11 protein-coding genes are annotated in these 12154 nt (G+C 42.8%); 1 reads left to right on the forward strand and 10 read right to left on the reverse strand.

The window, feature by feature from the left end:
- From VIM88_RS03115 to VIM88_RS03125, 3 genes are all read right to left on the reverse strand, one after another.
- A partial coding sequence (locus VIM88_RS03115) for a PHP domain-containing protein (protein WP_331861423.1) occupies positions 1 to 207 on the reverse strand: 207 nt, incomplete at its 3' end.
- A gap of 119 nt (positions 208 to 326) precedes the next feature.
- Positions 327 to 776 carry a DUF3465 domain-containing protein gene (locus VIM88_RS03120; RefSeq protein WP_331861424.1) on the reverse strand — a complete coding sequence of 150 codons (450 nt, stop codon included), beginning with the start codon at positions 774 to 776 and terminating at the stop codon, positions 327 to 329.
- 162 nt (positions 777 to 938) lie between these two features.
- A complete protein-coding gene (locus VIM88_RS03125; RefSeq protein WP_331861425.1) occupies positions 939 to 1499 on the reverse strand; it encodes a DJ-1 family glyoxalase III in 561 nt (186 codons plus the stop codon).
- A gap of 261 nt (positions 1500 to 1760) precedes the next feature.
- On the opposite strand from VIM88_RS03125, the gene VIM88_RS03130 reads away from it, so the two are divergent.
- The gene (locus VIM88_RS03130; RefSeq protein ID WP_331861426.1) at positions 1761 to 2000 is read left to right on the forward strand and encodes a hypothetical protein; all 240 of its coding nucleotides are present in this window, start codon (positions 1761 to 1763) and stop codon (positions 1998 to 2000) included.
- Positions 2001 to 2273: 273 nt separating this feature from the next.
- On the opposite strand, the gene efp is transcribed toward VIM88_RS03130, so the two are convergent.
- The 7 genes from efp to VIM88_RS03165 form a co-directional block, all read right to left on the reverse strand.
- The gene (efp, locus tag VIM88_RS03135) at positions 2274 to 2840 is read right to left on the reverse strand and encodes an elongation factor P (protein WP_331861427.1); all 567 of its coding nucleotides are present in this window, start codon (positions 2838 to 2840) and stop codon (positions 2274 to 2276) included.
- Between the two features lie 99 nt (positions 2841 to 2939).
- Positions 2940 to 4661, reverse strand: coding sequence for an efflux RND transporter permease subunit (locus tag VIM88_RS03140; RefSeq protein WP_331861428.1), 1722 nt, complete (start codon positions 4659 to 4661; stop codon positions 2940 to 2942).
- On the reverse strand, positions 4658 to 6304 hold the full coding sequence (locus VIM88_RS03145) for an efflux RND transporter permease subunit (protein ID WP_331861429.1): 1647 nt from the start codon (positions 6302 to 6304) through the stop codon (positions 4658 to 4660). The genes VIM88_RS03140 and VIM88_RS03145 overlap by 4 nt, the downstream gene beginning before the upstream one ends.
- A 6-nt stretch (positions 6305 to 6310) precedes the next feature.
- Entirely contained in the window at positions 6311 to 7111 is an 801-nt protein-coding gene (locus VIM88_RS03150) for an efflux RND transporter periplasmic adaptor subunit (RefSeq protein ID WP_331861430.1), read from the reverse strand.
- Positions 7108 to 8460 carry a TolC family protein gene (locus VIM88_RS03155; RefSeq protein WP_331861431.1) on the reverse strand — a complete coding sequence of 451 codons (1353 nt, stop codon included), beginning with the start codon at positions 8458 to 8460 and terminating at the stop codon, positions 7108 to 7110. The genes VIM88_RS03150 and VIM88_RS03155 overlap by 4 nt, the downstream gene beginning before the upstream one ends.
- Positions 8461 to 8681: 221 nt before the next feature.
- Complete coding sequence (gene serA / locus VIM88_RS03160; RefSeq protein WP_331861432.1) at positions 8682 to 10271, reverse strand: phosphoglycerate dehydrogenase; 1590 nt, start codon at positions 10269 to 10271, stop codon at positions 8682 to 8684.
- 185 nt (positions 10272 to 10456) lie between these two features.
- The gene (locus tag VIM88_RS03165) at positions 10457 to 12109 is read right to left on the reverse strand and encodes a 30S ribosomal protein S1 (RefSeq protein ID WP_331861433.1); all 1653 of its coding nucleotides are present in this window, start codon (positions 12107 to 12109) and stop codon (positions 10457 to 10459) included.
- Between the last annotated feature and the right edge of the window lie 45 nt (positions 12110 to 12154).

A 12154-nucleotide genomic window follows, 5' to 3' on the forward strand; every position in this document is an offset into this window, starting at 1 on the left:
GGGTTTGATACCCTCTTTCTTCATGGTATTGTAGAAATCAATGGTCCCGAACATATTTCCATGGTCTGTCATCGCTACGGAGGTCATCCCCTGCTCTTTGACCTTTTGCGCCAGTGCTTTGATCTTGTTCGCACCATCAAGCAGCGAGTATTCCGTATGTAGATGAAGGTGGGTGAATTGTGGCTTCTTTTTTGGTTCTTCTGACATATGTTACCTTTGAAATATTAAGGATTTAATATATCAGAGTTTTGGTAAATTTAGATTGAAAACAAAGTAGAAAAACCATTCCTGATTACCACACACAATGTAGTGAGCAAAAAGAAATATTATTGATAGACAACACCATTATGTTTCAACCAACCATCTTCATGAATACCATTAGGGTCTATATGTGTCCAATGGATTACACCGCCTTTGTCATTCCATTCATACTCACCATAGAAAGCAACGGAGTCATCTTCTGTAAGATTCTTAACTCTTGGTGCTAAATCTATATTGTGAGAGATTAGCAATGTTTGATCTGTTGATAGTAATAAAATAAATCTTTGATGCTGACTGCCTGAAGTATCATCTGCAAGTATAGTTAGTACTGTTCCTTTACCTTCAACTTGAATATTACTTAAACCATTTTCATAAGCATCCTGGAGTATCAAATCACTTTCACTGATAAGTGTATCAGGATTAATATTCTCAGTTGGTAAAGTATTACTCCCACCAGATGATCCACATCCCACAAAAATAAAACTTAACATTAAAATATATAAAATCTTTTTCATTACTTACCTACTCTATGTAATTTTTTAAATTATATCTAATGAAGTTTATCGTTTGACTTTTTCATTAAGTTAAGCCATTTGAAGCAATCTGTAGGCGCGACATAGTCGCAACTACGATAATAGATATGTCATACGGTACAGCTTAACTTAATGGCATTCCCGCTAACAATAATCCAACAACATCCCGTCTTTGACTGCCTGCATACTCTCTTTGCCTACCAGGCGTTCTAGGATCGCCAGACCAAAACAGACAGCAGTTCCTGGGCCCTGTGAAGTCATCACATTACCATCGGTCACTACTTTCAGATCGCTTCTGTATCCGGGGTGGTCTATCTCCTCTTTGGCACCGGGGTAGCAGGTATACTCATTGCCTAGGACACCGGCTTTTTTCAGGGCATAAGGAGCGGCACACATCGCACCCACTACTTTGGTTGCTTTGAACTCTTGAAGCAGCTCTCTCACCCTTGCATTTTCAGCCAGTGCATAGGTGCCCTCCCACCCGCCGGGGAGAACCATCATGTCAAAATCATCGCTGATAACCGTTTTGATAGAAGTATCGGCCTGCACTGTGATCCCATTGGCCCCAAGGACCAGGTCTCCCTGGAGTTCATCTTCCAGATAAGCCACTCGTACCTCTATGCCTCCCCGGCGCATGACGTCTATCAATGCAACCGCTTCCAACTCTTCAAAGCCTTTTGCTATGGGTAATAATACACTTGCCATTTTTCCTCCTTTTTTTAGCTCCATACTATAGATAAAGGAGCGCTGTTACTATGTGATTATAACCACTTCCCTATTAGTAAATAATGAACGTTGAGAGAATGATGGCCTTAAAAGTATTAGTCTATATAGTTTTATATTATAATATTTATTGTCTCTTATTGTATTTGTAAAATTTATATTTTAAAATTCATTTTTAAGATATTTTTAAAATCATACTCGCTATGATTGATAAAATTTTAAATTAAGAAAAGGTTCCATACTATGAAAAAGTTCATCCTTACATCTGTAGCAACAGCCGCGTTATTAACAAGTGCACAAGCCGAATTTAACTTTGAAGAGATGTTCAAAGATATGAAAGTAGCTGCATTGACACTGACCAAAGATAACCAGGACGTACCGGCGCAAACTACTGCTTCTGAAAACAGCCAGGAGGCTGTAAATTCTGTCTCTTCTGAGACACAGAACTCTGAAGACGCAAGTAAAAGTGTCGCTGAGAGATAAGAACCTTACAAAATAATAAGAAGGCCGTTTCAGCCTTCTTATTTATTCTAACAGCTTTGCGTTCTATACTGCATAAATGTGGGCATATTCCATAGAGAATCGTATACTTCTCACTGCCAAACCTCTCCTGAAAATACCATCATCCAGGACCATTCCCGAGATACATGATGCAGTGGTGAAAATAGTGAAAAGTATTTGAGTAGAAGAAAAAAAGTAGTTAAGACTAAAGTGTATTTTCAGGCTCCACCTGAAAATACGGGGTACAGGAGAGACCTACTTGGCTTTCTCCAGATATTTACCCTCAACCGTATCCACTTTGATCATTTCGCCTTCAAGTACATGAAAAGGTACCTGGACCACAGCGCCGCTTTCAAGTGTCGCAGGCTTTTTGCCGCCTTGTGAATCTCCCTTGAAGTTAGGCGGTGTTTCTACGATCTTAAGTACCACAGTTTGCGGTATCTCCACAGAAATCGCTTTTCCCCCGTGGAACAAAACCTCGGCTTCCATACCGTCTATCATGAAATCAAACGTATCTTTACCTACCTGCTCGTGTGTAAGGCCGATCTGTTCAAATGTGGTTGTATCCATGAACTGAAGCATCTCACCGTCATCATAAAGGTACTGCATCGTTTTCTGTTCAAGTACCGGTACATCGAATTTGTCACCTGCGTGTACCGTTTTTTCGATCGTTTTGCCTGTCGCAAGATTTTTGATCTTCATACGTACAAAGGCTGCTCCCTTACCTGGCTTTACATGTTGGAAATCAACCACTTTATAGGGATTTCCTGTGATTTCAAGCCTGGTACCTTTTTTAATGTCACCCATTCCGACTGTCGCCATTTTAGCTCCTTAAAAATAATGTGTGATTATAGCAGATGCTTGATTAAAAGTGCTACCATATAGCCTTCAGGCCTCCTTTAAAGGAGGCCTTGAAGCACATTATTTCGTAATAGAAGCATTCGAGGTATCACACTGGTCTGAAAGTCCAAAGTCCATCGCTTTGGCATTATCCATCAAGACAGGGACAAAAAGCAGCGAAACAAAGACAGCTGCGACCGTTCCGGAGATCAGTGCCACACCCAGTCCCCCAAATACCGGGTCACCTGCAAGCAGTGATGAACCCAGAATAATAGCAACAGCCGTTAATGCAATCGGTTTTGCCCTTGTCGCCGCTGCGATAGCGATCGCCCGGCGTTTTTCGATCCCTTCGCACTCCATCAGGGACTTGGCAAAATCTATGAGCAACAGGGAATTACGTGAACTGATCCCTATAAGCGCAATGAAGCCGATCAGTGAAGTCGCCGTCATAAAGAAGGTCTCTGAGGTAAACCAGTTGGCAACCCAGTGGCCTACGATCACCCCTATCAGTGAGAGGAATGAACCCAGCAACACAATCCCGCTGATCACAAAGCTCTTGTAATAGATCACCAATAATAAAAAGATCAATATCAAGGCAGCGATAAAGGCCGTACCCAGATCCCTGAAGGTATCCAATGTGACTTTCATCTCGCCATCCCAACGGATCAGGAACTTTTCACCTGTTGTTTTGTCTTCCAGTGTAAAGTCGAACATATAGGTCGAAAAACCTGCTTTGGTAATGTTATACTCTTTCTCGAACTTCTCAAGCATCCTGCTGCGTGCATCCAAAAGCGGATAGACCTGGGAAACCATATCTGTTTCCGCTATGACATTCACCATACGGGAGAGGTTTTTGTGCATGATCATCGGATTGGACTCTACCTTGCGGATCATCACTACTTCGCTTAATGGTACCATCATACCTTGCACATTCATCAAGTTCAGCGATGAGAGTTTGCTTTGCAGCGCATCATGATCTGCCTCGGAGAGCTTTTTACTCTCCTTGTCCAAGACCAGAAATATCGGTATCTGGTCAGGAACATTGATAGAGTTTTTATGGGCTATCAGCTTCCCTTCAAAGGCAAGATACAAAATATTGTTGACCTGTTCCACGTTCAAACCGCTTCGGGCGATTTTTTCTTTGTCCGGTATCAACTCATATTTCTCGAACTTTTCATCAGCCATGATGTCAAGGTCCACCAACCCCTCTGTTTGAGACAGCACCTCAGCCACATCCTCAGAGATACGCCGTATCTTCTCCAAATCATCACCATGCACTTCCACCACGATAGAAGCCAAAGTAGGCGGTCCTGACGGCTGTTCAATAAACTTAATGCTCGTACCCTTTGTCAAAGGTGCACATGCGGATTGGATCACAGGTCTCAGGCGCTGTACCATCAGGAAGGATGGTTCATCGCGATGTTTCTTGTCTGTAAGATTGACAGCGATCTCAGCAACATTTTCACTCTGTTTCATACTGGTACCTTTGACAAGGCCGGCATAATCAAGCGGAATACCCTGCCCCAGGAAAAGCTCTATGTTCATCACCTCTTCTTCTTTTTTCAAAAAATCGATCACACATGCACTGACCTCTTTTGTCTGCTCTATGGAGGAACCCGTAGGTGTATCGACATAGATGGAGAAGGTGTTGTCACTTTTGCCCGGCAGCATTTTTGCCAAAACGAGTTTGGCAGGGAACATCAACAGTGAAAGGAAGAATGCCAAAGCGGTCAACCTGATGACGAGCCTCTTTTTTTCCCTACTATCCAGAATGGCATAAATAAAACTTTCAAAACGTTTCATGATTCCACTCCTGCAGGGTCCCTGTCTTTTTGATGCTTGCTGTCTTCTGGTTTTTTAAGCAACTTCAGACTCAGGTACGGTGTAAAGATATAGGCTACAAAAAGTGATGCAATAAGCGCCACAGGCACATTATAGGGGATAGGCTTCATGAATGAGCCCATCATTCCTCCCACGAACGCCATAGGAACCATCGTCAGGATGATGGCAAGGGTTGCAATGTTGGTCGGCGGGCCTATCTCATCGGTTGCCTCGACCAAAAGCGAGCTCATCTCTTTCTCTTCTACGCCATGGCTGTGTAAATGTCTATGAATATTCTCGATGACAATGATCGCTGCATCCACCAGCAATCCCAGAGAGAGCAAGAGTGCAAAAAGGGTGATCCTGTTCATTGTTTGGCCTGTCATCCATGCGGTAAAGAGTGTCAGCGCTAAAATCGCGGGTACGGTAAAGGTCACGATCATGGATTCTCTCCACCCCAAAGCAAAGACCAGCATCAAGGCAATGATCACGATCGTAATGATAAGGTGATGCATCAACTCATTGACCGCTTCATTGGCCCGTTCTCCATAGTTTCTGGTCACAACATAGCCAATACCCAGTTTATCAAACGTACGCTGGTAGCTTTGAAGGATCTCGGTCACATCTTCAGCAACAAAAACCGCATTGGTACCGGCAAGTTTGGCGATCGTCATCGTAATTTGGTTTTTTTCTTCACTGAAGGTGACTTTCGCCTGCTCCGATGGCATCTCTGTGCCCTCTTCCCTCAGCCAGATCTTGGCAGCCTGGAAGTTTTGTATATCCACGCCCTTCGTCACTGACGCTACATCTCTCAAATAGATAGGCGATCCCATATATTGTGCAACGATCACATCCCCGACATCTTCCACACTCTCTATGGCATTCTTCACGCCAAAGACCACCAGTTTATTGTCCTGTGTCCGTCCCTTCACATCCGGTACATCCACAGCCAAAGATTGTACCGCCTTCATGATCTGACCCAAAGAGAGATGATAGGCTTCGAGTTTTCCCGAATCAACTTCGATATTGTATTGTGCCTTGCGCGCCCCTTTGAGTGTCGTCTTGGCGACATTGTCCACCGCATTGATCTTTTGCTGTATTTTTCTGACCGTCTCAAACAGCGCAACATCATCAATACTGCTCTTCGTCTTTGGATAAAAGGCCACCGTCAAGATAGGGATATCGATATCGATGTCAAAGGGTTTGACACTGGGCTGCATCACACCTTTTGGCATCATATCCATGTTTTGCATCACTTTGTCATAGAGTTTTAAATTTGATTCTTCCCTGTCCTCTCCGATATAATACATCACATTGACGATACCTACATTATCCATAGCGATACCGTGTATATGTTCTATCCCATGCACTTCACGTAATTTACGTTCCAAAGGGTTGATAATAATATTTTCTACCTCTTTCGGTGTGGCCCCCGGCATGGCAACAATGATGGCGCCGCCTGAAATAGCGATCTGGGGGTCTTCTTCTCTTGGCATGGTATTGAGGGCCATATAGCCTACAAAAAGGAGCATCGCACCGAGAACGACCGTTAAAGGGTTATGTAAAAAACCTTTTGCCAATTTTCCTGCTATGTTCATACTTGCATACGTTTCTTTAGGCGCCATCTCTACCTACTTGATATGAATTTTGGTATACATACCCGGATACACAGAAGAGCGCTCAGAGTGATCAAAGTCCATTTTGATCTTGAACTTGTGAGTCATAGGGTTTGAACTCGGGATAATAGAGGTGATTTTTCCCACTGTTTTAAACCCTATAGAAGGTATCTCTATATCTACTTTTTTACCCAGGTTGATGTATTTCAACTGTGTTTCACTCATTTCCGCGACAATGGTGAGCTTGCTCAGATCGGTCAATACCACTGCAGGCATACCAGGGATCGCCATTTCCCCTTCATTGAGACGTTTTTCGACGATCACCCCGTCATTCGGTGCAAGGATCTTCAAATAGTTGTACTGATTGAGCACTTCCTCTTTCTTGGCCAGTGCCTGCTTTACCTGCTCTTCTGCGATCTTTACCATATCTTCCAGATTTTTAGCCGTCAGCTGCAGCATTTCATATTCATACTTGGAAACCATTTTTTTCTTGTAAAGTCTCTCATGTCTTGCAAGGTTGGTCAGTACGTTATTATACTGGTTCTTGTTCATCTGAAGCGAGAGTCTTGCCTGGGAAATGGCAAGGTCCACCTGCCTCTCTGCCGACTCTATCTCTTTGGAATCGATCTCATACAGAAGCTGACCTTTCTTGACGATATCACCTTCAGAGACAGCCATATTTTTTACATACCCCATATAGCGGCTGGTGAGCATTTTTTGATTATCAGAAACCACAGAACCGCTTAAGTTGATCTCTGCTGCATGCACGAACGTCAACATCAAAACCAGGACACTTAATTTTGCAAGCCTATTCATACATTTCCTCCTGTATTCAACACACTGTTGAGTTCAAAGATCTTGGTGTTACGCTCATTTTTGATCGTCAACAGTTTCAGCAGTACTTCCAGCTCCTTGGACTGTTTTATCAGAACATCCGAGATAGAGACGATCCCCTCTTTGTAGCGTGCGCGGTAGTTTTCATAAACCTTTTGTGCAAAACGCAGCTGCTTTGTATAGCTTTCCACATCCGCATTCTTACTCAGGATCTCTGTCTCAAGCTTTTTTACTTTCAGCGCAGTACCTGATTTGGCCAACGCCACCTGATCCTGTACTTTGAGATGATTGACTTTGGCTTTTTGAAGATTGGCACTGTCACTGCCGCCATTGAAGATATTCCATTTTAATTGGACACCCACCGTATAAGCCTCTTTGTCCCTGAATTCATTCCACAAGGTATTATCGGCACTTCCATACTCGCCAAATGCACCGATGGTCGGTAGATAATTCGCTTTTTCAACGTTGACGGCCATCTTGCTGATCTGCAATCCCAGCAGTGCTTTTTGTATGTCTATATTGTTTTCTTCCAGTGCTTTTGTATTAATAGTAGGCAGGGGAGCCATCTCATTGACCTTTTTGATGGAAGTCACCTCTTCGTTCAATAAAAATGAGAGAAATTGATAGGCCAGGTCCCTATTGAGTTTTGCCTGATTATGCATACTTTCTGCCTCCGCCAGACGTGCCTGGACTTCGAGCAGATCGATCTCCTGTGCATACCCCTCTTCTCCCATACTTTTGACAACCGCTTCCAGTTGTTGAATGTTTTGAATGATCTTGGAAAGGTTCACAATATAGTTCTCGACCAGGGTGATGTCATAAAATGCTTTTTTGGTCTGAAATATCTTCTCGTTCATCAGCTTTTCTGTATCCCACTGGCTCATACGCTGTAAAGCCTTGGTGATACGCCCGTACTCTGAGAGTTTGCCTCCTGTATAGAGAGGGAGCATATAGGAGATCTTGGTCTGATAGTGGTCTCTGGCTTCTGGGTAGTTCAATTCTTGTGGTGCGACAGGGAGTGGGTTTGTTGATCCTGACATATCAAATTCAGCAAAACCAAAATCACCAAAAGTGGCTTCACGGCTTTGCAGTTTAAATCCGAAGACATTCCCTGCATCATTGGAACGCATACCGGTCACAGCAACATCCACTTTTCCATAGTGCTGGCCTTTAGCGGCAGCAGCTTCGTAGGCTTTCATCTGTTCATTGAAGTGGGATATTTTTAATTCCAGGTTGTTGTGCTTCAAAATAGAAATAGCCTGATCGATCTCCAAATTCTCTAACCCCGCAAACAAGGGCCACGTCAAGAAAAAGATGAGATATTTTTTCATCCGACACACTCCTCTTCTTTAAGAATACTTATATTATAACCAAAGAAATAGTTTTCTGCTCTAAAGCACATTAAAATAATAATAAATTATATCTTAGATAATATAAAGTAATGATTAAGAAGAAAGAATATGCTTTTTATCTGGTGAAAACGTATGAATATCGTTGCTGTACAAAGAGAGGAAGTGCAAGCAGGAACTAAGTGGTGTATCCCACTTAGTTCTTAGAGTGTTGCATGAGAAACGCTGATGCACGCTTCCAATGCAGAAAGTTCTTCAAGAAGTTGTTTTTTGACCTGACCATCAACACGTACCACTGCCAGCGCCTGTTTTTTAGTATCGCGCCCAAGTCTGAAGTCAGATATGTTCAGACCATTCTCTGCCATGATCCTTCCGACATCACCGATAACACCCGGAGTGTCCGTATTTCTGAAGAAAATCATGGTACCTTTTGGCTCCACATCCAAAATGTAATCATCGATCTCGATAATACGCTGTTCCGTATCATCAAAGACCGTACCAGCAATAGAAATGGTACCGTTTGATGTCGTTAATTTAATGCCGACCTTATTGGTAAATCCACTGTTGTTTGGTTTTACTTCTTTTGTGATATCTATACCACGTTCGTCCGCGACAAACTCAGCATTGACATAGTTCACTTGATCTCCTAATGATTCTGTAAGCACACCTACGGTTGCAAACGTTCCCATAGATTCTAAATGTTCTGCTACCGGACCCGCCGCCATTACTTTAATGGATTTGACTGCGCTTTTTGTGATCTGCGCAGACAGGTGTCCTATCTTCTGGATCAGTTCAAGATACGGTCTTACAAAATCAGGCAGCTCATTCTCTTTGATCGGCAAGTTCAAGGCGTTCGGATAGGAAATACCTTTTACCGCTGCTATGGCATTTTCAGCTGCCTGGATCGCAATATTTCTTTGCGACTCTTTTGTATTGGCACCCAGGTGAGGTGTTACCGTTACATTGTTAAGGTCTAAAAGAGGATGGTCCGTAGCCGGCTCTTTATTGAATACATCGATCCCTGCCATCGCGATCTTGCCCGAAGTAAGCCCTTCCAAAAGCGCATCTTCATCATAAAGACCGCCACGTGCACAGTTGATGAGTATCACACCGTCTTTCATTTTAGCGATCTCGTCTTTTCCGATCATTCCGATCGTCTCAGAGTTCTTTGGCGTATGAATAGTGATGATATCACATGCCAGAATATCTTCGAAGTTTTTCGTATAAGCAACATCCAGATCCGTTGCTTTGCGAGGATCGATATATGGGTCATACGCGATCACATCCATTTCAAATGCCTTTGCCCTTTTCCCTACACGGGAACCGATGTTACCGAACCCGATGATACCGAGCTTCTTGTCTTTAAGCTCTGTACCGTACCAGTCCTGTCTTCTCCATACGCGGTCTTGTTTCAGGTTGTTGTGTGCATAAGGAAATGACCTTACACAGGAAAGCAGGTGGGCCATGGTAAGTTCGACAGCTGCAATCGTATTGGCGGTAGGCACGTTCATGATAACAATGCCCTGCTTGCTTGATCCAGGTATATCTACATTGTCCACACCTACACCCGCACGAACCACGGCTGTTATTTTTTTAGCCGCGGCCAAAAATGCCTCATCCACATCTGTAGATGAACGTGTAATAGCTACATCTGCCAAAGGAATGATCTCAGCGATCAGTTTGTCTTTAGGCTCATCTGCTGCATTGATTAATTCTATTTCACTATCATTTGCAAGAATATCCAATCCATCCTGGTGAATATGATCACAAACAACGATCGTCTTTTTTGACATCTTATAACCTTTGTGTTTTTGTGAAAACTTAAGTACCTGCTAGTACGGGAGAATACGATGAATCGTATGAACTACCTACTACAGGCAACTCAATAGTAACCATCAAAACCAGAAGAAATGCTTGGCGCAGCCTTCTGATCTTGAGAATGTGAAGCGTGACTCAAAAAGTGTCTAATGCTACGTGTTTATCTTTTAAACTTATCGCCGAAAGCATCCCCGAGGGTCATGCTGTCATCCTGCTCCAAATTGAGCTGTTCCATAGCATCTCTCTCTTGCTGACGCTCTAGTCTTTTTACCGAAACTCTGATCCTGTCTGTATTACCGTCGATGAAGCTGATCACACCTGTGATCTCTTGACCTTTTTCGATCTCATCAAACTTCAGCGGGTGAAGATCTTCCGTTCTGATAAGTGCATCCACATTATCCTCAAGTGAGATGAATACACCGAAATCTTTTTTGTCTTTCACTGTACCGGTCACGATAGAACCGTTTTTATGGTTTTGTGCATAGGCTTTTACCGGTGAATCTTCAAGTGCTTTTTTGCTTAAAGAGATCTTGCCTGCATCTGTATCGATCTTGATGATCTTTACTTCGACCTCATCCCCTACTTTAAGTTCAGATTTTGCATTTTTTGATTTATCCCAAGAGATTTCCTGATTGTGTAGCAGACCCTCTACCGGACCAACTTTTACAAAGGCACCAAAATCAGTCACAGAAGTGACCTCACCAGTTACAACATCACCCACTCTGAATTCAGAAGTGAATGCATCCATAGGCTTAGGCAGAAGATTTTTAAGGCTCACTCTAAGTCTTCTTCCCTCTTTATCCACTTCGATCACTTCCACATTGATATCTGTATTGTTCTCTAGATAGTCTTTCGGATGTTTGACATTTTTGTCCCAAGAGATCTCAGAAACGTGAAGGAATGCTTCAAGATCCTCTCCAAGGTCCACAAATACACCATAAGGCTCAATGTTTGAAACTGTAGCAGTCACAGTGTCGCCTACACCGATGATAGAATCAATATCAGACCAAGGATCAGGATTGGCATCTTTTATAGAAAGGGAAAGGTGTCTTTTCTTTTTATCATACTCTAGCGCAACTACATTGACTTCATCGCCTTCCGCAAAGTACTTCGAAGGATTTACCGGACCTTTGTGAGAGATCTGTGAATAGTGAACCAGACCGTCCATACCACCAACATCTACGAACATACCATACGAAGTGATCTTTTTGATCGTACCGACTACCGGCTCTTTATTTTCGAGCAGTTCTGCAACGACTTCATCTGTTTTAGCTTTCTCACGTTCAATCAGTTCTTTTCTGGAAACTACCACTGAACCTTTCTCTTTATCTACTTTGACAATGACCGCTTTTACTTTTTTGCCGATAGGATCGACCTTTGAAGAGAGGTAAGAGAGTGTACGTGGCATGAAGAACTCCAAGCCGTCACAGTCAACCACATAACCACCTTTATTGGATTTAGTGATCACACCTTCAATGATATACTCTTGATTTTCATCATACTCGTCTATAAATTCATTCAACGCTGCTCTGCTTAGTGCTGCTTTGTGAGAAATACGGCCTCTGCCCATGGTAACCACATCTATCGTATCACCTACTTTAAATGCTACGTTACCTTCTTCATCTTTAAGTTCATCCAGTGAAAGTGTTGCATCTCTACCACCGCCGATATCAATGACAGCTATCCCGTCTTTTTCATCTATTTTAACAACTGTACCAGCTACTAAATCACTTTTTGATTCTGACTTTTTAAACGATTCCTCGAGCATCGCTTCAAAATCTACGTCTTCTATTTCGATATCTTCGAACTTCATACCTATCCTTATGTGTGCCTAATTTTGCGTTATTATACCCATTTA

This window comes from Sulfurovum sp., from assembly GCF_036568385.1.
Classification (GTDB): Bacteria; Campylobacterota; Campylobacteria; order Campylobacterales; family Sulfurovaceae; genus Sulfurovum.

Excerpts from the sequence above, each read along its gene's own strand:
- VIM88_RS03120 (WP_331861424.1), bottom strand. The coding sequence starts at position 776 with ATGAAAAAGATTTTATATATTTTAATGTTAAGTTTTATTTTTGTGGGA.
- VIM88_RS03125 (WP_331861425.1), bottom strand. The coding sequence starts at position 1,499 with ATGGCAAGTGTATTATTACCCATAGCAAAAGGCTTTGAAGAGTTGGAA.
- VIM88_RS03130 (WP_331861426.1), top strand. The coding sequence starts at position 1,761 with ATGAAAAAGTTCATCCTTACATCTGTAGCAACAGCCGCGTTATTAACA.
- efp (WP_331861427.1), bottom strand. The coding sequence starts at position 2,840 with ATGGCGACAGTCGGAATGGGTGACATTAAAAAAGGTACCAGGCTTGAA.
- VIM88_RS03140 (WP_331861428.1), bottom strand. The coding sequence starts at position 4,661 with ATGAAACGTTTTGAAAGTTTTATTTATGCCATTCTGGATAGTAGGGAA.
- VIM88_RS03145 (WP_331861429.1), bottom strand. The coding sequence starts at position 6,304 with ATGGCGCCTAAAGAAACGTATGCAAGTATGAACATAGCAGGAAAATTG.
- VIM88_RS03150 (WP_331861430.1), bottom strand. The coding sequence starts at position 7,111 with ATGAATAGGCTTGCAAAATTAAGTGTCCTGGTTTTGATGTTGACGTTC.
- VIM88_RS03155 (WP_331861431.1), bottom strand. The coding sequence starts at position 8,460 with ATGAAAAAATATCTCATCTTTTTCTTGACGTGGCCCTTGTTTGCGGGG.
- serA (WP_331861432.1), bottom strand. The coding sequence starts at position 10,271 with ATGTCAAAAAAGACGATCGTTGTTTGTGATCATATTCACCAGGATGGA.
- VIM88_RS03165 (WP_331861433.1), bottom strand. The coding sequence starts at position 12,109 with ATGAAGTTCGAAGATATCGAAATAGAAGACGTAGATTTTGAAGCGATG.